Origin of the sequence: Klebsiella sp. KTE92, from assembly GCF_000398905.1 — a bacterium.
Lineage (GTDB): Bacteria > Pseudomonadota > Gammaproteobacteria > Enterobacterales > Enterobacteriaceae > Klebsiella > Klebsiella variicola.
This window is the reverse complement of record NZ_KB976100.1, coordinates 3,130,467-3,152,635: the sequence shown is the minus strand read 5'-3', so window position 1 is coordinate 3,152,635 and position 22,169 is coordinate 3,130,467. Positions and strand designations below refer to the sequence as shown.

Below are 22,169 nucleotides of genomic sequence, written 5' to 3'. Positions count from 1 at the left end.
ATTATTGCGATAAAGAGACTAGGGACAGAGGGATCATCTGAAATGCGCTTCTGGTTCATGTTGGCGGCGGCGTTAATTTTAGCCGGCTGCAGCAGCCATCGGGCACCGCCGCCGAATCCACGGCTGGCTGACTCCATCACGGTGGTGGCGAATCTGAACGAGCAGTTGCGTAGCTGGCGTGGCGCACCGTATCGCTACGGCGGCATGACGCCGCGCGGCGTCGACTGCTCCGGCTTCGTGGTGCGCACGTTTCGCGATAAATTTGCCCTCCAGCTGCCGCGTGAAACCCGCGAGCAGGCGGAAATCGGCACCCGTATCGATAAGCGCGATCTGCTGCCCGGCGATCTGGTGTTCTTCAAAACCGGCTCAGGGGAGAGCGGTTTGCACGTTGGCATCTACGATACCGACAACCAGTTTATCCATGCCTCCACCAGCCAGGGCGTCACCCGTTCCTCGCTGGATAACGTCTACTGGAACAAAAAGTTCTGGCAGGCGCGGCGTATCTGACGTCATTCAGAAGCAAGAGGGAAGCGAGCGCTTCCCTTTTTTATGCCGATAACCCTGCACTCCGCCCGTGTTAATCCGCTGTTTGAGGCACTACACTGAAGGAAGGAGGAACCATGACCCTTTCTTTTACCACCCACTGGCGGGATGAACTGCCGGATTTTTACACTTCCCTGTCACCGACGCCGCTGGATAACGCCCGACTCATCTGGCGTAACGCCCCGCTGGCGCAACAGCTGGGGGTGCCCGACGCCCTGTTCGCGCCTGAAAATGGAGCCGGTGTCTGGGGCGGAGAAGCGCTGCTTCCGGGCATGTCGCCGCTGGCGCAAGTATACAGCGGCCATCAGTTTGGCGCCTGGGCCGGCCAGCTGGGCGACGGACGCGGGATCCTGCTCGGTGAGCAGCAGCTGGCGGATGGTCGCCGTTACGACTGGCATCTGAAAGGCGCCGGCCTGACCCCCTATTCGCGGATGGGGGACGGGCGCGCTGTACTGCGCTCGACGATCCGGGAAAGTCTGGCGTCGGAGGCGATGCACGCCCTGGGGATCCCGACGACGCGCGCCCTGGCGATGGTGACCAGCGATACCCCGATCTACCGCGAGCGCGTGGAGCCTGGCGCGATGCTGATGCGGGTGGCCGAGAGTCATGTCCGCTTCGGCCATTTCGAACATTTTTACTATCGCCGTGAGCCGCAGAAGGTCCAGCAATTGGCCGACTATGTTATTCGCCACCACTGGCCGCAGCTGCAGGATGAGGCAGACAAGTATCTGTTATGGTTCCGTGACGTTGTCACGCGCACCGCGCAGACCATCGCCAGCTGGCAAACCGTGGGCTTTGCCCATGGGGTGATGAATACCGACAACATGTCGATTCTCGGTCTGACCATCGACTACGGCCCGTATGGCTTCCTTGACGATTTTCAACCGGACTTCATCTGCAACCACTCGGATTACCAGGGGCGCTACAGTTTTGAAAACCAGCCGGCGGTAGGGCTGTGGAATCTGCAGCGTCTGGCCCAGTCGCTGTCGCCGTTTATCAGCGCCGAGGCGCTGAACGCGGCGCTGGATGAGTATCAGCACGCCTTGCTGACCGCTTATGGCCAGCGGATGCGCGATAAACTCGGCCTGTTCAGCCAGCAGAAAGGGGATAACGACCTGCTGGACGGGCTGTTTGCCCTGATGATCCGTGAGAAGAGCGACTATACCCGATCGTTTCGCCTGCTGAGCCACAGCGAACAGCTCAGCGCCGCCTCGCCGCTGCGCGACGAGTTTATCGATCGGGCGGCTTTCGACAGCTGGTTTGCCGGGTATCGTGCGCGCCTGCGTGATGAACAGGTGGATGACGCGCAGCGCCAGCAGCGGATGCAGGGCGTAAATCCGGCGCTGGTGTTACGCAACTGGCTGGCGCAGCGGGCGATAGAGCAGGCCGAGGCGGGCGATATGGGCGAGCTGGAGCGCCTGCATGCCGCGCTGGCAGACCCCTTTACCGATCGCGAGGACGACTACGTCCGCCGCCCACCGGACTGGGGGAAACGTCTGGAAGTCAGCTGCTCGAGCTAACTCGCCTCGCCCCGCGCTCAGCGGGGCGCTTACTTGGTCAGAATTAACTTCCCGGCGTTGGTCTGGCGCAGCAGATAGCGCTGGCCGCCATGTTCGATGACTACCCGTCCTTCGCTACCTAACAGCACCCGACTGCTAATCTGCCTGTCCGTCGCCACGGGATAGGGGGCATTGTCTTTTGGTTTTTCAGCTGTGGCAGTGTTATCCATACGCGTCATAGCTCTCAAAATAAAAATCAAAGCAACAATGATAATCATTATCAATAATGTTGTTTTTGACGGCAAGCGTTATTTATCGTGTTACCGGATTTGGTAGGGGAGTCACCGAAGGAAATTGCCCGCCGCAGGCGCGACGGGCGGAGCGGTTACAGACGGGTAGCGGTGGCGGCGGCCAGCTCGCTCAATAACCTTTCGCTGTCATCCCAGCTCAGGCAGGGGTCGGTGATCGACTGGCCCCAGGTCAGCGGCTGGCCGGGGACCACTTTCTGGGTGCCTTCCTGCAGGAAGCTCTCTGCCATAATCCCGGCGATGGCGGTGGAGCCCGCGCGAATTTGCTGACAGATATCGGCGCACACCTCCAGCTGACGGCGGTGCTGCTTCTGGCAGTTGCCATGGCTGAAATCAACGACCAGCTGTTCCGGCAGATCGAATTCACGCAGCGCCTCGCCGGCGGCAGCGATATCCTCGGCATGATAGTTTGGCTGTTTGCCGCCGCGCATAATGATATGCCCGTACGGGTTGCCGCTGGTCTGGTAAATCGTCATCTGCCCCTGCTTGTCCGGGGAGAGGAACATATGGCTGGCGCGGGAGGCGCGGATGGCGTCCACCGCGATGCGCGTATTGCCATCGGTGCCGTTTTTAAACCCGACCGGGCAGGAGAGCGCTGAGGCCATCTCACGGTGGATCTGGCTTTCTGTGGTGCGCGCCCCGATGGCACCCCAGCTGATGAGATCGGCGATAAACTGACCGGTCACCATATCGAGAAACTCGGTGGCCGTCGGTACCCCCAGCTCATTAACCTGCAGCAGCAGGCGCCGCGCCAGCTCAATTCCGTGGTTGACCCGGTAGCTGCCGTTGAGGTCCGGATCGGAGATTAAGCCTTTCCAGCCCACCACGGTACGCGGTTTTTCAAAGTAGGTGCGCATCACGATCTCCAGCTGCGGCTGGTAGCGCTCGCGCATGCCCTGCAGGCGGCGGGCATACTCCAGCGCCGCGTCGGTATCGTGAATGGAGCAGGGGCCGATAATCACCAGCAGGCGGCGGTCTTCGCCGTTGAGGATTTTTTCAATTCGGCGGCGGGAGGCCGAAACGTGGGCGGCCACGTCGGCCGTGACGGGATGGCGCTGGGCCAGTTCCGCGGGCGTTACCAGGCTTTCAATGCGCGCGGTACGCAATTCGTCTGTTTTATTCATTGGGGTCTCAAAAATCTGTTTCTTCCGCGGCGAAAATGCCGGGAAGTGATGCGCATCACGATAAACCAATCCCTGCTTATTGCAAGAGCAGGGCATGATCCTGTATAGGCCACGGGTGATAGCATAAACAAATTTTTAATAATGTACTAGTGTGTTAGTACATTCTGCGATTCAGCCCCATGATGTCCATGATTTTGGTGGCAATTTCCTCAACAGAATAATTGGTACTGTTCAGGCACGGGATTTTATTTTTGCGATACAGGGCCTCCACTTCGGTCACCTCCATCCGACACTGACGCAGAGAGGCGTAGCGGCTGTTTTCCCGACGCTCTTCGCGGATGGCCGCCAGCCGTTCGGGGTTGATGGTCAGGCCGAACATCTTATGTTGCAGGGGCTTCAGCGACGCCGGCAGCACCAGATTGTCCATATCGTCGGCGATAAACGGATAGTTGGCGGCGCGAATGCCGTACTGCATGGCGAGGTACAGACTGGTGGGCGTCTTGCCGCAGCGCGACACACCGAGGAGGATCACCTGGGCCTGATCGAGGTTACGCAGGGAGATGCCATCGTCGTGAGCGAGGGTGTAATCGATGGCGGCGATACGCGCATCGTATTTGATCAGGTTCCCGGGGTTCAGGCCGTGAGTACGGTGGGCCACTGGCGTCGGGTCGAGGTTGAGCTCCTGCTGCAGCGGGGCCACCAGCGCCTGCACGATGTCCTGACAAAAACCTTCACTTTGCAGAATAATGTCGCGGATTTCCGGGATGACGATGGAATAGAACACCAGCGGGCGAATACCCGTTTGCTGGTAGATGGCGTCGATCTGCTCCTTTACCGCCCGCGCGCGGCTGATGTTTTCGACAAACGGCAGAGTCACGCTGCTGATGGCAACCGGGAATTGCGACATCACGGCATGCCCCAGCACTTCTGCCGTAATGGCGGTACCGTCAGAAATATAAAATACGTGGCGATCTACAGCACTTTCCATTTTGACCATCCGGTATAATGAGTTTAATTGCCTGAATACGGATATTAAATTTAAGCATATCCCTGTTTGATTTGTCTCTTGTTAAAATTGAAACGCTATTTTTGTTTTTTATGAAAAGGGTGGTTCATTTTCTTCTTTTTGCCGTTATTTCCAGCGTTTTTCGTCATAATTCCTAAAAATCATCAAGTTAGCTATATCGCGGGAACAGTCCGAAAAATGAAAAAATAATTTGCTTGAACGATTCACCGTTTTTTTCAGCCCCATAAATATGTCAGGATAATCCTGCAGTCGATCGTGAAATTTTTTTCACTGGTATTAAATCACAAAAGGATTGTCTCGATGTCCAACAATGGCTCGTCACCGCTGGTGCTTTGGTATAACCAACTCGGCATGAATGATGTAGACAGAGTTGGGGGCAAAAATGCCTCCCTTGGTGAAATGATTACAAACCTGTCCGGTATGGGTGTTTCTGTGCCTAACGGGTTTGCCACCACCGCTGATGCTTTTGATCAGTTCCTGGACCAAAGCGGTGTTAACCAGCGCATTTATGCACTGCTGGATGAAACCGACATTGACGACGTTTCCGCATTAGCGAAAGCGGGCGCGCAGATCCGTCAGTGGATCATCGACACCCCTTTCCAGAGCGAACTGGAAAACGCGATTCGCGATGCTTATGACCTGCTGTCCGCCGATGACGCCGAGGCCTCATTTGCCGTGCGCTCTTCCGCTACTGCGGAAGATATGCCGGACGCCTCCTTCGCCGGGCAGCAAGAGACATTCCTCAACGTGCAGGGCTTTGACGCCGTGCTCGTTGCCGTGAAGCACGTGTTTGCCTCACTGTTTAACGATCGCGCGATCTCCTATCGCGTGCATCAGGGTTACGATCACCGCGGCGTGGCGCTTTCCGCCGGGGTGCAGAGGATGGTCCGCTCCGATCTGGCCTCCTCCGGCGTCATGTTCTCTATCGATACCGAGTCCGGTTTTGACCAGGTGGTGTTTATCACCTCGGCGTGGGGCCTCGGCGAGATGGTGGTGCAGGGCGCGGTGAACCCGGATGAATTCTACGTCCACAAGCCGACGCTGGCCGCTGGCCGCCCGGCCATCGTGCGCCGCACCATGGGGTCGAAAAAGATCCGCATGGTATACGCGCCGACTCAGGAGCACGGCAAGCAGGTGCGTATCGAAGATGTGCCGCAGGCGCAGCGCGATGTTTTCTCGTTAACCAACGAGGAGGTGCAGGAGCTGGCGAAGCAGGCGGTGCAGATCGAGAAGCACTACGGCCGTCCGATGGATATCGAGTGGGCGAAAGATGGCCACACCGGTAAGCTGTTTATCGTCCAGGCGCGTCCGGAAACCGTGCGTTCCCGCGGCCAGGTGATGGAGCGTTATACCCTCCACGCTCAGGGGCAGATCATCGCCGAAGGGCGCGCCATCGGCCACCGCATTGGCGCCGGCCCGGTGAAGGTGATCCACGATATCAGCGAGATGAACCGCATCGAACCTGGCGACGTGCTGGTCACCGACATGACCGACCCGGACTGGGAACCGATCATGAAGAAAGCCTCGGCGATCGTCACCAACCGCGGCGGACGTACCTGCCACGCGGCGATTATCGCCCGTGAGCTGGGGATCCCGGCGGTGGTCGGTTGCGGCGATGCCACCGATCGCATTCAGGAAAACCAGAACGTGACCGTCTCCTGCGCCGAAGGCGACACCGGCTACGTTTACGCCGAGCTGCTGGACTTCAGCGTCAAGAGCTCCAGCGTTGGCGAGATGCCGGATCTGCCGCTGAAGGTGATGATGAACGTCGGCAACCCGGATCGTGCGTTTGACTTCGCCTGCCTGCCGAACGAAGGCGTGGGGCTGGCGCGGCTGGAATTTATCATCAACCGCATGATTGGCGTTCACCCGCGCGCGCTGCTCGAGTTTGACGACCAGGAGCCGGGCCTGCAGAACGAAATCCGCGAGCTGATGAAAGGCTACGATTCGCCGAGAGAGTTCTACGTCGGCCGTCTGACCGAAGGGATCGCTACCCTTGGCGCCGCCTTCTACCCGAAACGCGTCATCGTGCGTTTGTCGGACTTCAAATCGAATGAGTACGCCAACCTGGTGGGCGGCGAGCGTTATGAGCCGGAAGAAGAGAACCCGATGCTCGGCTTCCGCGGCGCCGGACGCTACGTTTCCGAAAGCTTCCGCGACTGCTTCGCGCTGGAGTGTGAAGCGATGAAGCGCGTGCGTAACGACATGGGGCTGACCAACGTTGAAGTGATGGTGCCGTTTGTGCGTACCGTCGCCCAGGCGAAAGCGGTGGTCGAAGAGCTGGAGCGTCAGGGGCTGAAGCGCGGCGAGAACGGGCTGAAGATCATTATGATGTGTGAGATCCCATCGAATGCCTTGCTGGCCGAGCAGTTCCTCGAGTACTTCGACGGCTTCTCCATCGGTTCGAACGACATGACCCAGCTGGCGCTCGGTCTGGATCGCGACTCCGGCGTGGTCTCTGAGCTGTTTGATGAGCGCAACGACGCGGTGAAAGCCCTGCTGTCGATGGCGATCCGCGCAGCGAAAAAACAGGGCAAATACGTCGGCATCTGCGGCCAGGGGCCGTCTGACCATGAAGATTTTGCCGCCTGGCTGATGGAAGAAGGGATCGACAGTCTGTCCCTCAACCCGGATACCGTGGTGCAAACCTGGTTAGGTCTGGCGGAACTGAAAAAATAAGTTCGCCCTGACAGCACATCCCCGGCAGCGATGCCGGGGATTTTTTTTGCCTGTTGCAGGCTGTCCGCTTTGGCGATGCGCAGGACAAAAAAAAGCCCATCGTGGGAGATGGGCAAAGACTACACACAGCAATTCGTTGTTTCACTCAGGGGATTTCCATGCTTATAAATCAAGGTGTTGATTTATAACCGTGAGCTAATAGTAGGCAGCGGGGCCTTTGCCGTCGATCAGATTCCTCTCAATAGTTAAATTGTTGTGAAGGACCTGGGGAGGAAAGCGAGGGGAATGGCGCTCAGGGCCAGCGCGTTGCCGGCGATCAATAAATTTTGCTTAACAATAGGCGGGCAAGGAAACAGGCGGGTCTCCCCGCCTGCCAGGGCATTACTTGCGCCCAGCCTCCAGCTCGCTAAGCTCTTCGAGGACGACATCGGGGTCTTTCGGCGGCGGCGGCACTTCGTGTACCCAGGCGTCATACAGACGCCAGGAGACGGCCAGCAGCACTGGACCGATAAACAGACCGATCATGCCGAAGGCGATCAGTCCGCCAATGACGCCGGTAAGGATGAGGATCATCGGCAGGTCGGCGCCCATACGGATAAGCACCGGACGAATGACGTTGTCCATGGTGCCAACCACGCAGCTCCACACCAGCAGCACGGTGCCCCAGGTGGTCTCCCCGCTCCAGTAAAGCCAGATAATCGACGGCACCAGAACCAGCAAAGGGCCGAGCTGGACCAGACAGGTAAAGATCATCACCACGGTCAGCAGAGCGGCGTAGGGCACGCCAGAGATGGCAAGGCCGATCCCGCCCAGCACCGCCTGAGTAAGGGCCGTCACCACCACGCCCAGCGCCACGGCGCGCACGGCCTGGCCGGCCAGCAGCACCGCCGCATCGCCGCGTTTGGCTGCGAGGCGTGTAGCGAAGTAGCGGAAACCATAGGCCACCTGCTCGCCGCGCCAGTAGAGCAGCGCGCTGAACAACAGCATCAGACCGCAGTAGACCAGCAGCTTGCCGATGTGCGCCGCTTGCCCGACAAACCAGCTGGTGGTAGTGCCAATATAGGGGCGAACCTTGGCCATAATCGCCGAGCCGCCCATATCCAGCAGACCATGCCAGGCGGAATACAGCTTATCGCCGACCAGCGGCACGCTGTTCAGCCAGGCGAAATCCGGCAGCGTCACATTTCCACTGCTGATAAGTTTGATCAGCGGGACGCTGTTATCCACCAGGCTGTTGACCAGCAGAGCGATAGGAATAACGAATAGCAAAAACAGCAGCAGGGTCATCGCCAGCACCGCCAGCATCCGTTTGCCAAACAGCACGCGCTGCAGACGCAGTAGCACCGGCCAGGTGGCGATCACCACCGTACCGGCCCAGGCGAAGGACAGAATAAACGGCTGCACAACCCACAGGCAGGATATGATAATCAGGGCCAGGAACAGCACCGACAGCAGTATTTGCGGAATGTCCCGAGGCTGATGGGGGTTTATCATAGAGAAATTTTACCTTTCCAGTCGCGCCAAAAAGCTGGCGCCGCGTAAATCCATGTACTGATAATAATATCAATAATATTGCCGGGCTGATTTTGCACAGAAAACACGTGGGCGCATATGAAAAAAATGTGATAAAAAGTTGAATGCGCTACGCAAACGTTTAGTTAGCACCAACACAATATTTTCAAACACAACATAGTCAGGCAGGGTCAAGTGTGATGATCCCACAAATTTCTCAGGCACCAGGGGTAGTTCAGCTGGTGCTGAATTTTTTGCAGGTACTGGAGCAACAGGGTTTTACCGGCGATACCGCCACCAGCTATGCCGACAGGCTGACGATGGCCACCGACAACAGCGTCTATCAGCTGCTGCCGGATGCGGTCCTTTTCCCGCGTTCTACGGCGGACGTGGCCTTGCTGGCGCGCGTCGCCGCCGAACCGCGCTTTACGTCGCTGGTCTTCACGCCGCGCGGCGGCGGCACCGGCACCAACGGCCAGGCGCTGAACGGCGGGATTATTGTCGATCTGTCCCGCTATATGAATCGCATCATTGAGATTAACCCCGAAGAGGGCTGGGTGCGCGTTGAAGCCGGGGTCATCAAAGATCAGCTGAACCAGTTTCTTAAACCCTATGGTTACTTCTTTGCACCTGAGCTTTCCACCAGCAACCGCGCCACGCTGGGCGGGATGATAAACACCGACGCGTCCGGACAGGGATCGCTGGTGTACGGTAAAACGTCGGATCACGTGCTCGGTCTGCGAGCGGTGCTGATGGGCGGCGATATCCTCGATACCCAGGCGGTGCCGGTAGCGCTGGCGGAGACGCTGGGCAACACCCCATCGACGATTGGCCGGATCTATAACACGGTCTACCAGCGCTGCAAGACGCAGCGTAAACTGATCATTGATAAGTTTCCTAAACTTAACCGCTTCCTCACCGGGTACGATCTGCGCCATGTCTTTAACGATGAGATGAGCGAGTTCGATCTGACCCGTATTTTAACCGGTTCGGAAGGCACGCTGGCGTTTATTACCGAAGCGCGGCTGGATATCACCCGCCTGCCGAAGGTGCGCCGTCTGGTCAACGTTAAATATGACTCCTTTGACTCCGCGTTGCGTAATGCGCCCTTTATGGTGCAGGCGAAAGCGCTGTCGGTGGAGACTGTCGACTCCAAGGTACTGAATCTGGCGCGCGAGGATATCGTCTGGCACTCGGTAAGCGAACTGATCACCGACGTGCCGGATAAAGAGATGCTCGGGCTCAATATCGTCGAATTCGCCGGGGATGACGCTACGCTGATTGACCAGCAGGTCACTACCCTGTGCCAGCGGCTGGATGAGCTGATGGCCGGCAGCGAGGCGGGCGTCATCGGCTGGCAGGTCTGTCACGATCTCGATGGCGTAGAGCGGATCTACGCCATGCGCAAGAAGGCCGTCGGCCTGTTGGGCAATGCCAAAGGCGCCGCCAAGCCTATTCCTTTCGCTGAAGACACTTGCGTACCGCCTGAGCATCTGGCGGATTACATCGTCGAGTTCCGCGCGCTGCTCGACAGCCACGGCCTGAGCTACGGCATGTTTGGCCATGTTGATGCCGGGGTGCTGCACGTGCGCCCGGCGCTGGATATGTGCGATCCGCAGCAGGAGGTGCTGATGAAGCAGATCTCCGATGACGTGGTGGCGCTGACGGCGAAGTATGGCGGCCTGCTGTGGGGCGAACACGGCAAAGGCTTCCGCGCGGAGTACAGCCCGGCCTTCTTTGGCGAGGTGCTGTACGGCGAACTTAGGAAGATCAAAGCGGTCTTCGATCCCGATAACCGCCTGAACCCAGGGAAAATCTGTCCTCCGGAAGGCGTCGACGCGCCGATGATGAAAGTCGATGCGGTGAAGCGCGGCACCTGGGATCGGCAGATCCCTATCGCGGTGCGCAGCAGCTGGCGCGGGGCGATGGAGTGTAATGGCAACGGGTTGTGCTTCAACTTTGACGTCAAGAGTCCGATGTGTCCGTCGATGAAAGTCAGCAACCAGCGCATCCACTCGCCGAAAGGGCGCGCGACGCTGGTGCGTGAATGGCTGCGCCTGCTGGCCGACCGCGGCGTCGATCCCAACCAGCTGGAGAAGGCGCTGCCGGAGCAGGGCGTCAGCCTGCGTTCGCTGGTGGCGCGCACGCGGAACAGCTGGCATGCGCGTAAAGGGGAATATGACTTCTCGCACGAGGTCAAAGAGGCGATGTCCGGCTGTCTGGCCTGCAAAGCCTGTTCGACCCAGTGCCCGATCAAAATCGATGTGCCCGAGTTCCGTTCGCGCTTCCTGCAGCTGTATCACAGCCGCTACCTGCGCCCAGTACGCGACCATCTGGTGGCCTCGGTCGAATCCTATGCGCCGCTGATGGCGCAGGCGCCGAAGACCTTTAACTTTTTTATTAACCAGCCGTGGCTGAAAAAGCTGTCGGAGAAGCACATCGGGATGGTTGATCTGCCGCTGCTTTCGGCGCCGTCGCTGAAGCAGCAGATGGCCGGCCACCGCTCCGCCAACATGACCCTTGAGCAACTCGAAACGCTGAGCGACGAACAAAAAGCGAAGATGGTGCTGGTGGTGCAGGATCCCTTCACCAGCTATTACGACGCCCAGGTGGTGGCTGACTTTATTCGCCTCGTCGAAGCGCTAGGCTATCAGCCGGTGCTGCTGCCGTTCTCTCCGAACGGTAAGGCGCAGCATATCAAAGGGTTCCTCACCCGCTTTGCTCGCACCGCGCAGAAGACGGCTGACTTCCTCAATCGCGTGGCGCAGCTTGGCATGCCGCTGGTCGGTGTCGATCCGGCGCTGGTGCTCTGCTACCGCGATGAGTATAAGCAAAACCTTGGCGATAAGCGCGGCGATTTCCAGGTGCTGTTAGTCCATGAGTGGTTGCCGAAGGCGTTGACGACCGCCGCCCGTCCCGAACAGGGAGGCGAGCCCTGGTACCTGTTCGGTCACTGTACGGAAGTGACCGCGCTACCGGCGGCGACAAAACAGTGGGCAGAGATTTTTGCCCACTTTGGCGCGAAACTGGAAAACGTCAGCGTTGGGTGTTGCGGGATGGCAGGGACCTATGGCCATGAAGTGAAAAACCATGCCAACTCGCTGGCCATTTACGCGCTCTCCTGGCAGCAGGCGATGCAGCGGCTGCCGCGTAACCGCTGTCTGGTGACGGGCTACTCCTGCCGCAGTCAGGTGAAGCGCATTGAAGGCAGCGGCGTTCGCCATCCGCTGCAGGCGTTACTGGAGATAATAGGATGATTTGGAAACGTCAGGCCACGCTGGAGCAGCTCAACCGGCTCGGTGAGGGAAACATGGTAGGGCTGCTCGATATTCGCTTTGAGACCTTTACCGACGATACGCTGGAGGCCACGATGCCGGTGGATAGCCGTACGCAGCAGCCGTTTGGCCTGCTGCACGGCGGGGCCTCGGTGGTGCTGGCGGAGACCCTGGGGTCGGTAGCGGGTTATCTGTGCAGCGAAGGCGAACAGAAGGTGGTGGGGCTGGAGGTTAACGCCAACCACATTCGTTCGGCGCGCGGGGGCCGGGTGCGGGGGGTCTGTAAAGCGCTGCACGTCGGCACTCGTCATCAGGTCTGGCAAATCGAAATCTTCGACGAACAGTCGCGATTATGCTGTTCATCGCGGCTAACCACCGCAGTAATATAAGCAGTGACCGGGAGGCGAATAGCCTCCCTTTTTTCAGGGTAATAAACGGTAACGGGTTTGTCAGGACCAGAGATTTTGTCGCACGGACCACCCTGCAGCGGCAAGGAATTATCTAATAAATATATTATTGCCGATCCACTCGCGTTATATATGCTACTCTTTTCAATACTAAATGCTTAAAGGTAACAAGAGGACGGTTAACCATGGGTATTCTTTCCTGGATCATTTTTGGACTTATTGCCGGTATTTTAGCCAAGTGGATTATGCCGGGGAAAGACGGCGGCGGGTTTATTGTCACCGTTATTCTGGGGATCATCGGCGCCGTGGTCGGCGGCTGGATCAGTACCCTGTTTGGTTTTGGCAAGGTCGACGGGTTTAATTTCGGCAGCTTTGTGGTTGCGGTAATCGGCGCGCTGGTCGTGCTGTTTATCTACCGGAAAGTGCGCAGTTAATTCTCAGCCATTCTGTTTCATTCTCGTTAACAAAGCTGCCGCGATAAGCGGCAGCTTTTTTTATTGCAGTGCCCAGGTCAGGCGACCCGCGCAAGGGCTATTGCCCGTCGGCATCCCCGGTAACGGGCACCACCTCAACGTGAACTTCGTAGTGCTTCGCCGGGCTGGCCGGGATCAGCGCGGTCAGTTTGTTAATGGTTTCTGCCGGCGTATCGGTCGCTACCGTGGCCGAAAACAGCACCGGTCTGTGCGGCGGAAGCTGCGGCGGGAACGGCGGCAGGGGGCCACGGCCCATCTCCAGCGGGGGGCGGGCCCCGTTATCAACGGCGGGCGCCGGGACGTCGGTTTTATCGGCCGCAAAGGCGCTGGCGGCGGCAACCGCGGCGATGGCGAACAGGGCAGTCAAAGCTTTTTTCATCTGGTATTCCTCGATTAGCAAGTATCAAAAGAGTAGAGGGCGGCGGCAGGCGGGACAATCCCATGCGACGCGAATCCTCTGAATCTCCTTTTTTCTTCGCGAATGTGAAGGTCAGATGAGAGCTTGTGTCATTGGGGAAGCATTTTAGTTCAGCAGTACGCTCATAATCAGCAGCACGGCCATGCACATCGACATAATACTGATATCAACAATCATTCTTTACGACAAAAGCTCCAGCAAACGGGTACGGCACGGCGGCGACGTCAAAGCACCTATTATAGTGGTTAAAGATTGTACCCTGGCATATATTCACTGGACAAATGATTATTCGCCAGATGTTGCCTGAGTTGCCCGCGCCTGACCATAGCGCCATGACCACGACCGGTTCCACACCTTGCAACCAGCGCTCAGCGGAGCAACATGAGGATGGCTCATGTTGCAATGAATTTAAGTCGCTTTCCCTCCACCGCCGACTCTGGCAAAAATAGACTCATTAACGAATCAACAACATTTATCGGTTGAAGCGCGCCAGGCCTGACCCCGCGTTGCTTGTGGAATGGCAATCTGCTCATTCAGCTTCATACCCAACACCAGAATGGACAATCGCCATGACTAACGAATTTACCTATACGATTAAGCGCAGTCGTTTTGATGAAAACTATAACCCCGCGGAAAATACGCGTATTACCACCAACTTTGCCAATTTAGCCAGAGGGGAGAACCGTCAGGAAAATCTGCGCAATACGTTAATCATGATGAATAACCGGTTTAATACCCTGGCGCACTGGGATAATCCTCATAACGATCGCTATGCGGTGGAACTGGATATTATTTCTGTCGAGATGAATATTGCTCAGAATGGCGCCAGCTTCCCGGTGATAGAGATCCTGCAAACGCATATTGTCGATAAAAAGAGCGGAGAGCGCCATGCCGGTATCGCCGGTAATAACTTCTCCTCCTATGTGCGGGATTATGATTTTAGCGTGCTGCTGCTGGAACATAATAAAAACCGGGGTAGCTTTAGCGTGCCCGATAACTTTGGCGAGCTGCATGGCAATATCTTTAAGGATTTCGTGCAATCCAGCGCCTATAAGGCCAGCTTCAGCAAGGCGCCGGTGATTTGCCTGAGCGTCTCCAGCAAAGATGTTTACCGGCGTACCGGTAATGAACATCCGGTCCTCGGCATTGAATATGCTCAGGATGGCGTGTCGCTGACGGAGCGCTATTTCAGCAAAATGGGCCTGCAGGTGCGCTATTTTATGCCGAAGCACAGTGTCGCGCCGTTAGCCTTTTATTTTACCGGCGATCTGCTCAGCGATTACACCAGCCTGGAGCTGATCGCGACCATCAGCACGATGGAGACGTTCCAGAAAATATACCGCCCGGAGATCTACAATGCCAATTCCGCGGCGGGGCAATACTATCAACCCAATCTCAACCACCTGGATCATTCATTAACAAAAATTGTTTATGACCGGGAAGAGCGCAGCCTGTTGGCGATAGAGCAGGGTAAATTTACACAACAACATTTTATCAACCCGCACAAGACGTTGCTTGAGCAATGGTCTGCTAACTTCGCGCTTTGCTAAACCAAAATAAAAGGCTACTTATTATGAAAACATGGCTTCCGACATCGACCGCCGGCAGTTTACCGAAACCGTCCTGGCTGGCGCAGCCAGAGACCCTGTGGTCGCCCTGGAAACTGTCCAGCGAGGAATTACTGGCCGGCAAGCGCGATGCCCTGCGTTTGTCCCTCGACGACCAGCTGCGTGCCGGGATCGATATTGTCAGCGACGGCGAGCAAACGCGGCAGCACTTTGTCACCACCTTTATTGAGCACCTCAGCGGCGTTGATTTTGCCAAACGCGAGATCGTGAAAATTCGTAACCGCTATGAGGCCAGTGTTCCAACCGTGGTGGGCGCCGTGGAGCGCCAGAAACCGGTCTTCGTGGAGGACGCGCGCTATCTGCGTCAGCTCACCAGTCAGCCGATCAAATGGGCGCTGCCAGGCCCAATGACCATGATCGACACGCTGTATGACAACCACTATAAAAGCCGGGAAAAGCTGGCCTGGGAGTTCGCCAAAATCCTTAATCAGGAAGCGAAAGAGTTAGAGGCCGCCGGGGTCGATATTATTCAGTTCGATGAGCCGGCCTTCAACGTCTTCTTTGATGAAGTCAACGACTGGGGGATCGCCGCCTTAGAAAGAGCGACCGAAGGGCTGAAGTGCGAGACGGCGGTGCATATCTGCTACGGCTACGGCATCAAGGCGAATACCGACTGGAAAAAAACGCTGGGTTCTGAGTGGCGACAGTATGAGGAGGCCTTCCCGCAGCTGCAGAAATCCTCCCTCGATATTATCTCTCTCGAGTGCCACAACTCGCGGGTGCCGATGGATCTGCTGGAACTGATCCGCGGTAAAAAGGTGATGGTCGGGGCGATCGATGTCGCCAGTCATGCTATCGAAACCCCGGAAGAAGTGGCTGAAACCCTGCGCAAGGCGCTGGCGTTCGTCGATGCCGACAAACTCTACCCGTCCACCAACTGCGGTATGGCGCCGCTGCCGCGCCATGTCGCGACCGGCAAACTGCATGCCCTGAGCGCCGGCGCCGAGATCGTTCGCCGCGAGCTGGCGGCAAAGTAAGGCGGGGCGCATTCCCGTTATCTTCCTCTGGCGGTGTCACTCATCGCCGGTTCACCTCCTGAGCGGGCTGTTGCCCGCTCAGCGTCATGTTGCCGCCAGCGGGCGGCAGATCGCCCGCAGGGCGACGGCACTGCACAGCGGAAACAGCGCCAGCAGGAGCCAGGGATAAACCGCCTGCGGCGAGGGGGTGAGCGCCTGGTCAAGCAAATGACCGAGCAGTAAATTTCCGGCTAACACCGCGCAACCCCCCGCGGTGGCGAGCGCCCCGTAGTGGGCGCCCAGCGTCGACTCCTCAGCGAACAGCGGGATCAGATCCTTGGCTGAGGGCACCAGCAGCATCTGGCCGAGGGTGAGCAGCGTGACAAAGCAGGCCGACGGCAATAATCGCAGCCAGCCTTCGGCGGGCGGGGTGGCGGCAAATAACGCCACGCTGACAAAAGAAGCCGACAGCAGCAGAAAGCCCACCGGCAGGATGCGCACGGCGCCAATTCGTCGGGCGAAGCGGGCGAGAGGGAGCTGCAGGGTGATAATCAACAGCGAGGCCAGCATAAAGAGCGGCGCCAGATCCTGCTCACGACCGCCGGAACGTTGGATCTCCACCGGCAGGGCGAGGTACAGCTGGTTGTAGCTCAACAGCCAGGAGCTGTAGGCGAGAATAAACGCGACAAAGCGCGGCTGGCGCAAAGGCATCCACCATGGGACTCGTCTGCGCGTTGTTGTCGTGTGCCCGTCGGCGGGCAGACAGAAAAAGAGCACCAGCAGCGCCAGGAGAAAGATTCCCGCGCCGGCGAGGGCGATATGCCGAAAGCCGATCCCGCTCAGCAGCCCTCCGGCCACCGGGCCGATAACCGCCCCCAGCTCACCGCACACCGCAAACAGCGCAAACCACTCGGCGCGGCTGCGTTTCCCGTTGGCCTGGCTGTGGGTACCGGTCCGCGCCAGCAGGGCCTCGATCGACGGGGAAAACAGCGCGCCGCCGACGCCGGTCAGGCAGGCGCCGAGGATAATGGGCCACAGCGACGTAGCGCACGCCAGCAGCAGATAACCGGCGACGCGAACGACGCAGCCGGCGAGGATGATGGCCTTAGCGCCATAGCGGTCGGCCAGCGTCCCGCCGATGATAAACATGCCCTGCTGAGAGAAGGTGCGCAGCCCGAGGATCAGGCCGATAAGTCCCCCCGAGAGCAGCATGTCGTCGCGCAGGAAGAGGGCGAGGAAAGGAACGACCGCGTAAAAGCCAATATTAAAAACGAACTGACTTCCCAGTAACACGGGAGGCCAGAGGGTTGCCGCAGGGCGCAGGGAGAAGAGAGGCATATCCGCCCAACCTAAACGATGAAATAAATGTGTTTTTTACCGTGGTAAGGGGAGATCTCGATTTTGGTTTTCACCCGGAAAACGTCCCACAGCAGCGCTTCGGACAAAATCTCCTCCGGCGTCCCGCTGGCGAGGATCTGCCCCTGCTGCATCACGATCAGCGAATCGCAGAACATCGCGGCATGGTTAAGATCGTGAATGGCCACAATGCTGGTCACCGGCAGCTCGCTGATCAACTGCATTAACTGCATCTGATGGTGTATATCCAGATGGTTGGTAGGCTCATCCAGCAGGATTTCGCTCGGGCTCTGCGCCAGCGCGCGGGCGATATGCACCCGCTGCCGCTCGCCGCCGGAGAGGCTTAACCATCCCTGCTCGCTTTTCTCCAGCATCGCTACCCGCTGCAGCGCGGCGGTGATCGCCTCGTCATCCTGAGCGCTCCAGTTTGAAAACGGGGAGTGGTGGGGAATGCGCCCCAGGCGCACGACGTCGCGCACCCGCATATTGGCCTCGGTCATGCCGTGTTGCTCGACGAAAGCCACGCGGCGGGCGAGCTGCTTTTTCGCCATCCGGGTGATGTCCTGGCCGTCGAGGGTGACGCGACCCGCATCCGGGCGGCGCAGGCCCGCCAGAACGCGCAGCAGCGAGGATTTGCCGCAGCCGTTGGGCCCCAGCAGTCCGACCGTTTCGCCGCGCGACACCCGCAGCGAGACATTATTGACGATGACCTTTTTGCCTGCCTTCCAGGTGATATTTTCAGCGCAAATACTCATCACTTATTCCTTGAGCGGTAGATAATCACGGCAAAGAAAGGCACCCCAACCAGGGCGGTTACCACCCCAACGGGCAGACTCTGCGGGGCAATCAGCAGGCGCGACGCAATGTCCGCCAGCACCATCAGGATCGCCCCTGCCAGCGCGCTGGCGATCAGCAACGTCCGGTGTAGCGGGCCAAAGAAGAAGCGCATCACGTGCGGCACCACCAGGCCGACAAAGCCGATCGAGCCGGCCATACTGACGATGGTGGCGGTGATCAGCGCCGCAGTGGTGAAGAGGATCAGGCGTACCTGTGGCACGGCAATCCCCAGCGAGGCGGCGGCATCATCGCCGAAGGTGAATGCATCCAGCGCCCGGGCATACCACAGGCAGACCGCCAGGCCCGCGAGCACCACCACGATGACCAGCTGGAATTCGGGCCAGCGGACGCCGCTGAAGCTGCCCAGCAGCCAGAACATCACATCGCGCGCCTGCTGCGCGCTGGCGGAGGTGCTGATGGTGTAAGCCGTGATGGCGTTAAATAACTGTGACGCGGCAACGCCCGCCAGAATCGTACGCTCATTGCCGCCGCGCGCGCCATTAGTCAGCAAGGCGACAAAGGCGAAGGCGGCGAAGGCCCCGGCAAAGGCGCCTGCCGAGAGGGAAATCGCGCCAGCGCCAAGGCCCAACACCACGATCGACACCGCGCCGGTGGAGGCCCCGGCGGAGACGCCGAGGACGTAGGGTTCCGCGAGGGCATTTTTCAGCAGGCTTTGCAGCACGACGCCGCAGATAGCGAGGCCTGCGCCGCAGCAGGCGGCGACCAGCGCGCGGCTGAGGCGGAAATCCCAGATCACGCTCTCATAGATACGGTTGAGAGGCTCAGCGGTTAAGCCGGTTCTGTTGCTGATAGCGTAAAAGACATTCTGCAGCGGGATGGCCAGCTCGCCGACGCTGACGCCCACCGCTATCACCAGCGCCAGCACGATCACGGCCAGTAAACACCAGCCGGTGAGCAGCATGCTGCGGCGCGTCTGAAGCACGGCGACGCTCATCAGTTCAGCCCCATTTTTCTCAGCTGCTCGCCCACCTGTTCCGCGCCATAAAGCGTGCGGATGGTCGGGTTCATCGCCTGACCGTCCATGACCACGATATGGCCTTTTTTCACGGCCTCCAGCTGGCTGACGGCGGGATCGCTTTTGAGGAATTTGATCTTCTCCTCGGCCTTATCCAGCGCCCAGCGGTTACGATCCAGGCTGGAGACCACGATCACATCCGGGTTGGCGGCAATAATGCTCTCCCAGCTCACCGTGGGCCACTCGGTTTCGGAGGTAATCGCATTATGTCCGCCCAGCACACTGGCGATAAATCCGGAGGCGCTGTTTTTGCCGCCAACATAGGCATCGGCCGAAGGTGAGGCGCTGGAGAACCAGAAGACGAAGGAGAGATCCTTTTTGCTTTTACCAAACTCCTGGCGCAGGTCGGCTTCACGTTTTTTGAAATCGGCAATCAGCGCCTGACCACGATCTTCGACGTTGAAAATGCGGGCAAAATCGCTAATTTCCTGATACAGCCAGGTCATATCCCACAGCTTTTGCCGGCTGCCATACATATCGCCGGTGGCCTTTTTGGTGGCGCACATCCCCGGTGAGACGTAGCTGTTTACGCCGACGGTAGCGAGATCTTCACGCTTAGCGACTTTGCTTTCCGGCCCCAGTAGAAGAGGTAACTGGGCGGGAACGAAATCGGGATTTTGCGCCAGCACGGATTCCAGGCTCGGAATTTCCACCGTCAGGGTTTTAATCTTCGCGTTTTGCTCAGCCAGCTGCGGTAAAACGCTGGTCGGCCAAAAGGCGCTGGCGACCACCTGCTTTTGCAGCCCGAGCAGCAGCAGAATTTCGACCGTATTTTGCCCCAGCGCGACCACGCGCTCCGGCGGCCGGGTGAAGGTCTCCTGATAGCCACAGTTTTCAATCGTCAGGGGGTAGGTTGTTGCCAGCGCGGAACTGACGGCGGTGAACATCAAGCCTAACGCGCAGAGGACCTTCTTCATTAAACGCTATCCTTGTAAACAGGCGAGTGGATGACCAGCAAATGGGAGTAATGCAAATGAAACTCATTATTGGGGCGGGGTTTTATACAATGCCATATTTACAGTGTCAATGAGTGACTATTTCAGCAGGCAATGAAATGCCCGCGCGATGGGGCGGATCAGCTCGCCAGTGGGCCACGAATATACGCCTGCAACCCCTGGGCGAGAAAATCAAATACCCGCTTGCAGGCAGGGCTGTGGCGCAGATCCTCATGCATTACCAGCCAGGTATCGAGATTCAGGGAAAAGTCGGCCGCCAGTACTCGCTGCAGGGGAATAATGCCATCCGCAAGGGGCACCTGGCAGATGCCGATCCCCGCCCCGGCGCGGATCAGGCTCAACTGGGCGAGGTCGCTATCGGTCCGCATCGCGAACGCTTCGCGCTGAAATCGGGGGTAAGCCTGCAGGGCCCGGCGAACAAGTGGGGTGGCGCTATCGAAACCAATTAGCGCGTGGCTGGCCAGATCGTCGAGGGTAGCGGGCAGGCCCTGGCGCGTCAGGTAGGCGGCGGTGGCATGTAACCCAAGCTCGATCCTGCCGAGACGGCGGGCGATAAGCTGCTCCTGCTGCGGGGCGACCATCCGCACCGCAATATCCGCCTCCCGGTGAAGCAGATCCTGAAACCGATTGGAGAGCATCAGTTCGATGACGATATTCGGGCACGCCTGCCTGAGCCGGGCAACCAGCGGCGGCAGCACCTCGGCGCCGACCACCTCGCTGGCGGCCACCCGCACCACGCCACGCAGATCGGTTTTGTCGCGACTGAAGTTGGCCGCCGTGCGTTCCAGCGCCCGGGCGGTATTGTCCATCGCCTCGGCGTGCACCCGCAGCGCCAGCGCCGCGTCGGTCGCCAGCAGGCCGGTCTGCGAGCGGGTAAATAAGGCCTGGCCGAGCGCGGCCTCCAGCCCGGCAATATGGCGCCCCGCCGTCGGCTGGGTGATGTTCAGGGTGCGCGATGCGCCCGATAAGGAACCTTCCTGCAGGACGGCGAGAAAGGTTCGGTACCACTCCCAGGGAATAGAGGTATTCATACAAAAATGTATAGCTGCTCGATGATGGTATGCAATTTCATTTGATATGAGCGGCAGGTAGGCTGTCAAGCATCCATTAGCGAACGGGGAAAGAGGATGAACAGCAGCGGCAAGGTACTTATTCTGGGAGCAAGCGGGGGCATTGGCGGGGAAGTGGCGCGCCGGCTGGTGGCGGACAACTGGCAGGTTCGGGCGCTGAAGCGCGGCGCTCAGATTCGCGGTCCCGCAGATGGCATGCAGTGGATAGCCGGCGACGCGCTGAATGCCGGGCAGGTTGCGGCGGCGGCTGCCGGTTGCGACGTTATCGTCCATGCGGTCAATCCGCCGGGCTACCGGCACTGGCGGCAGCAGGTACTGCCCATGCTGCACAACACCCTGCAGGCCGCCGAACAACAGCGGGCGTTAGTTGTTCTGCCCGGCACGGTCTACAACTATGGACCGGATGCCTTTCCGCTGATTGCTGAAGCGGCCCCTCAGCAACCGGTGACCCGTAAAGGCGCTATTCGGGTGGAGATGGAGCAGGCGCTGGAGGATTACGTGCAGCGTGGTGGCCGGGCGTTGATTGTTCGGGCGGGCGATTTTTTTGGTCCACGCGCCGGAAATAACTGGTTTTCTCAAGGGCTGGTCAAGCCCGGGCAGCTTCCCCGCGTCATTAGCCGCCCGGGGGCGATCGGCGTCGGGCATCAGTGGGCTTATCTGCCCGACGTCGCCGACACCACCGCCGCGCTGTTGGCCCGCAGGCATGAGCTTGAGCCGTTTGCTCGTTTTCATATGCAGGGCCACTGGGACCCGGACGGCCGCGAAATGAGTCAGGCGATCCAGCGGGTGGTCGCCCGCTATGGCGGCCGAGCGGCAGTGAAGTCTTTTCCCTGGTGGCTGGTAAAGCTGGCGGCGCCCTTCAACGCCACCCTGCGCGAAATGGTCGAGATGCACTATCTCTGGCGTCTGCCGGTACGCCTGCGCAACGATAAACTGGTTGATTTTTTAGGCGCGGAGCCGCATACCCCACTCGACAGCGCGGTGCTTCAGACGCTGCAAGGCCTGGGTTGTCTGCCCGCCGGCGCGATAAACCAAGAGGCGGGTGAGGCGTAACGCGGCAAGAGG

The 22,169-nt window shown here is 58.8% G+C and carries 20 protein-coding genes and 1 other RNA gene; 9 read left to right on the top strand and 12 right to left on the bottom strand.

All coding sequences use genetic code 11. The features are described 5' to 3' along the window. Positions 1 to 42: 42 nt before the first annotated feature. Together A1WC_RS10515 and selO are read left to right on the top strand one after the other, a co-directional pair. Positions 43 to 507: an NlpC/P60 family protein gene (locus A1WC_RS10515; RefSeq protein ID WP_002909082.1), complete on the top strand. Its 465-nt coding sequence runs from the start codon at positions 43 to 45 to the stop codon at positions 505 to 507. 113 nt (positions 508 to 620) lie between these two features. After that, positions 621 to 2,063 (top strand): protein adenylyltransferase SelO, encoded by a 1,443-nt coding sequence (gene selO / locus A1WC_RS10520; protein WP_016161307.1) that lies wholly within the window; start codon positions 621 to 623, stop codon positions 2,061 to 2,063. A gap of 29 nt (positions 2,064 to 2,092) precedes the next feature. Here the strand turns inward: selO and hemP are convergent, their stop codons facing one another. The 4 genes from hemP to A1WC_RS27965 form a co-directional block, all read right to left on the bottom strand. Continuing rightward, a complete protein-coding gene (gene hemP, locus A1WC_RS0125195; protein WP_012967843.1) occupies positions 2,093 to 2,272 on the bottom strand; it encodes a hemin uptake protein HemP in 180 nt (59 codons plus the stop codon). A 155-nt stretch (positions 2,273 to 2,427) separates the two neighbouring features. Beyond that, entirely contained in the window at positions 2,428 to 3,474 is a 1,047-nt protein-coding gene (aroH, locus tag A1WC_RS10525) for a 3-deoxy-7-phosphoheptulonate synthase AroH (protein ID WP_008804446.1), read from the bottom strand. Between the two features lie 154 nt (positions 3,475 to 3,628). Next, on the bottom strand, positions 3,629 to 4,462 hold the full coding sequence (locus tag A1WC_RS10530) for a pyruvate, water dikinase regulatory protein (protein ID WP_002909061.1): 834 nt from the start codon (positions 4,460 to 4,462) through the stop codon (positions 3,629 to 3,631). 144 nt (positions 4,463 to 4,606) lie between these two features. Next, a complete protein-coding gene (locus A1WC_RS27965; RefSeq protein ID WP_012541375.1) occupies positions 4,607 to 4,726 on the bottom strand; it encodes a hypothetical protein in 120 nt (39 codons plus the stop codon). Between the two features lie 75 nt (positions 4,727 to 4,801). Here A1WC_RS27965 and ppsA point away from each other — a divergent pair, with 75 nt between their 5' ends. Next, positions 4,802 to 7,180 carry a phosphoenolpyruvate synthase gene (gene ppsA / locus A1WC_RS10535; RefSeq protein WP_012541376.1) on the top strand — a complete coding sequence of 793 codons (2,379 nt, stop codon included), beginning with the start codon at positions 4,802 to 4,804 and terminating at the stop codon, positions 7,178 to 7,180. Positions 7,181 to 7,264: 84 nt separating this feature from the next. Here ppsA and rprA read toward each other — a convergent pair. After that, positions 7,265 to 7,372, bottom strand: an RNA gene (gene rprA / locus A1WC_RS26365) — antisense sRNA RprA. Positions 7,373 to 7,561: 189 nt separating this feature from the next. Beyond that, entirely contained in the window at positions 7,562 to 8,674 is a 1,113-nt protein-coding gene (ydiK, locus tag A1WC_RS10540) for an AI-2E family transporter YdiK (RefSeq protein ID WP_016161306.1), read from the bottom strand. 218 nt (positions 8,675 to 8,892) lie between these two features. Here ydiK and A1WC_RS10545 point away from each other — a divergent pair, with 218 nt between their 5' ends. From A1WC_RS10545 to A1WC_RS10555, 3 genes are all read left to right on the top strand, one after another. Continuing rightward, positions 8,893 to 11,949 (top strand): FAD-binding and (Fe-S)-binding domain-containing protein, encoded by a 3,057-nt coding sequence (locus A1WC_RS10545; protein WP_016161305.1) that lies wholly within the window; start codon positions 8,893 to 8,895, stop codon positions 11,947 to 11,949. After that, complete coding sequence (gene menI / locus A1WC_RS10550) at positions 11,946 to 12,356, top strand: 1,4-dihydroxy-2-naphthoyl-CoA hydrolase (RefSeq protein WP_008804450.1); 411 nt, start codon at positions 11,946 to 11,948, stop codon at positions 12,354 to 12,356. Before A1WC_RS10545 ends, menI begins: the two co-directional genes overlap by 4 nt. Positions 12,357 to 12,559: 203 nt before the next feature. After that, a complete protein-coding gene (locus tag A1WC_RS10555) occupies positions 12,560 to 12,808 on the top strand; it encodes a GlsB/YeaQ/YmgE family stress response membrane protein (protein WP_002909014.1) in 249 nt (82 codons plus the stop codon). Positions 12,809 to 12,905: 97 nt separating this feature from the next. Here the strand turns inward: A1WC_RS10555 and A1WC_RS10560 are convergent, their stop codons facing one another. Then, a complete protein-coding gene (locus A1WC_RS10560; RefSeq protein ID WP_012967847.1) occupies positions 12,906 to 13,226 on the bottom strand; it encodes a hypothetical protein in 321 nt (106 codons plus the stop codon). Positions 13,227 to 13,834: 608 nt separating this feature from the next. On the opposite strand from A1WC_RS10560, the gene A1WC_RS10565 reads away from it, so the two are divergent. Both A1WC_RS10565 and A1WC_RS10570 read left to right on the top strand, forming a co-directional pair. Beyond that, positions 13,835 to 14,815 carry a DUF1852 domain-containing protein gene (locus tag A1WC_RS10565; protein ID WP_016161304.1) on the top strand — a complete coding sequence of 327 codons (981 nt, stop codon included), beginning with the start codon at positions 13,835 to 13,837 and terminating at the stop codon, positions 14,813 to 14,815. A 23-nt stretch (positions 14,816 to 14,838) separates the two neighbouring features. Beyond that, positions 14,839 to 15,870, top strand: coding sequence for a methionine synthase (locus tag A1WC_RS10570; protein WP_008804453.1), 1,032 nt, complete (start codon positions 14,839 to 14,841; stop codon positions 15,868 to 15,870). 84 nt (positions 15,871 to 15,954) lie between these two features. Here the strand turns inward: A1WC_RS10570 and A1WC_RS10575 are convergent, their stop codons facing one another. From A1WC_RS10575 to A1WC_RS10595, 5 genes are all read right to left on the bottom strand, one after another. Then, complete coding sequence (locus A1WC_RS10575; RefSeq protein WP_101827383.1) at positions 15,955 to 17,142, bottom strand: MFS transporter; 1,188 nt, start codon at positions 17,140 to 17,142, stop codon at positions 15,955 to 15,957. A gap of 56 nt (positions 17,143 to 17,198) precedes the next feature. Then, entirely contained in the window at positions 17,199 to 17,960 is a 762-nt protein-coding gene (locus A1WC_RS10580; RefSeq protein WP_016161302.1) for an ABC transporter ATP-binding protein, read from the bottom strand. After that, positions 17,960 to 18,997 (bottom strand): FecCD family ABC transporter permease, encoded by a 1,038-nt coding sequence (locus A1WC_RS10585; RefSeq protein ID WP_012541383.1) that lies wholly within the window; start codon positions 18,995 to 18,997, stop codon positions 17,960 to 17,962. Before A1WC_RS10585 ends, A1WC_RS10580 begins: the two co-directional genes overlap by 1 nt. Next, a complete protein-coding gene (locus tag A1WC_RS10590; protein WP_012967850.1) occupies positions 18,997 to 19,995 on the bottom strand; it encodes an ABC transporter substrate-binding protein in 999 nt (332 codons plus the stop codon). Before A1WC_RS10590 ends, A1WC_RS10585 begins: the two co-directional genes overlap by 1 nt. Positions 19,996 to 20,153: 158 nt before the next feature. Continuing rightward, a complete protein-coding gene (locus A1WC_RS10595; protein WP_016161301.1) occupies positions 20,154 to 21,065 on the bottom strand; it encodes a LysR family transcriptional regulator in 912 nt (303 codons plus the stop codon). A 96-nt stretch (positions 21,066 to 21,161) separates the two neighbouring features. Between A1WC_RS10595 and A1WC_RS10600 the strand changes: the two genes are divergently transcribed. Next, positions 21,162 to 22,157 (top strand): NAD-dependent epimerase/dehydratase family protein, encoded by a 996-nt coding sequence (locus A1WC_RS10600; protein WP_016161300.1) that lies wholly within the window; start codon positions 21,162 to 21,164, stop codon positions 22,155 to 22,157. Positions 22,158 to 22,169: the final 12 nt, after the last annotated feature.

Excerpts from the sequence above, each read along its gene's own strand:
- A1WC_RS10515 (WP_002909082.1), top strand. The coding sequence starts at position 43 with ATGCGCTTCTGGTTCATGTTGGCGGCGGCGTTAATTTTAGCCGGCTGC.
- A1WC_RS10590 (WP_012967850.1), bottom strand. The coding sequence starts at position 19,995 with ATGAAGAAGGTCCTCTGCGCGTTAGGCTTGATGTTCACCGCCGTCAGT.
- A1WC_RS10545 (WP_016161305.1), top strand. The coding sequence starts at position 8,893 with ATGATCCCACAAATTTCTCAGGCACCAGGGGTAGTTCAGCTGGTGCTG.
- A1WC_RS10560 (WP_012967847.1), bottom strand. The coding sequence starts at position 13,226 with ATGAAAAAAGCTTTGACTGCCCTGTTCGCCATCGCCGCGGTTGCCGCC.
- aroH (WP_008804446.1), bottom strand. The coding sequence starts at position 3,474 with ATGAATAAAACAGACGAATTGCGTACCGCGCGCATTGAAAGCCTGGTA.
- selO (WP_016161307.1), top strand. The coding sequence starts at position 621 with ATGACCCTTTCTTTTACCACCCACTGGCGGGATGAACTGCCGGATTTT.
- A1WC_RS10600 (WP_016161300.1), top strand. The coding sequence starts at position 21,162 with ATGAACAGCAGCGGCAAGGTACTTATTCTGGGAGCAAGCGGGGGCATT.
- A1WC_RS10580 (WP_016161302.1), bottom strand. The coding sequence starts at position 17,960 with ATGAGTATTTGCGCTGAAAATATCACCTGGAAGGCAGGCAAAAAGGTC.
- A1WC_RS10565 (WP_016161304.1), top strand. The coding sequence starts at position 13,835 with ATGACTAACGAATTTACCTATACGATTAAGCGCAGTCGTTTTGATGAA.
- ppsA (WP_012541376.1), top strand. The coding sequence starts at position 4,802 with ATGTCCAACAATGGCTCGTCACCGCTGGTGCTTTGGTATAACCAACTC.
- A1WC_RS10570 (WP_008804453.1), top strand. The coding sequence starts at position 14,839 with ATGAAAACATGGCTTCCGACATCGACCGCCGGCAGTTTACCGAAACCG.
- menI (WP_008804450.1), top strand. The coding sequence starts at position 11,946 with ATGATTTGGAAACGTCAGGCCACGCTGGAGCAGCTCAACCGGCTCGGT.
- hemP (WP_012967843.1), bottom strand. The coding sequence starts at position 2,272 with ATGGATAACACTGCCACAGCTGAAAAACCAAAAGACAATGCCCCCTAT.
- ydiK (WP_016161306.1), bottom strand. The coding sequence starts at position 8,674 with ATGATAAACCCCCATCAGCCTCGGGACATTCCGCAAATACTGCTGTCG.
- A1WC_RS10595 (WP_016161301.1), bottom strand. The coding sequence starts at position 21,065 with ATGAATACCTCTATTCCCTGGGAGTGGTACCGAACCTTTCTCGCCGTC.
- A1WC_RS10585 (WP_012541383.1), bottom strand. The coding sequence starts at position 18,997 with ATGAGCGTCGCCGTGCTTCAGACGCGCCGCAGCATGCTGCTCACCGGC.
- A1WC_RS27965 (WP_012541375.1), bottom strand. The coding sequence starts at position 4,726 with ATGGGGCTGAAAAAAACGGTGAATCGTTCAAGCAAATTATTTTTTCAT.
- A1WC_RS10555 (WP_002909014.1), top strand. The coding sequence starts at position 12,560 with ATGGGTATTCTTTCCTGGATCATTTTTGGACTTATTGCCGGTATTTTA.
- A1WC_RS10530 (WP_002909061.1), bottom strand. The coding sequence starts at position 4,462 with ATGGAAAGTGCTGTAGATCGCCACGTATTTTATATTTCTGACGGTACC.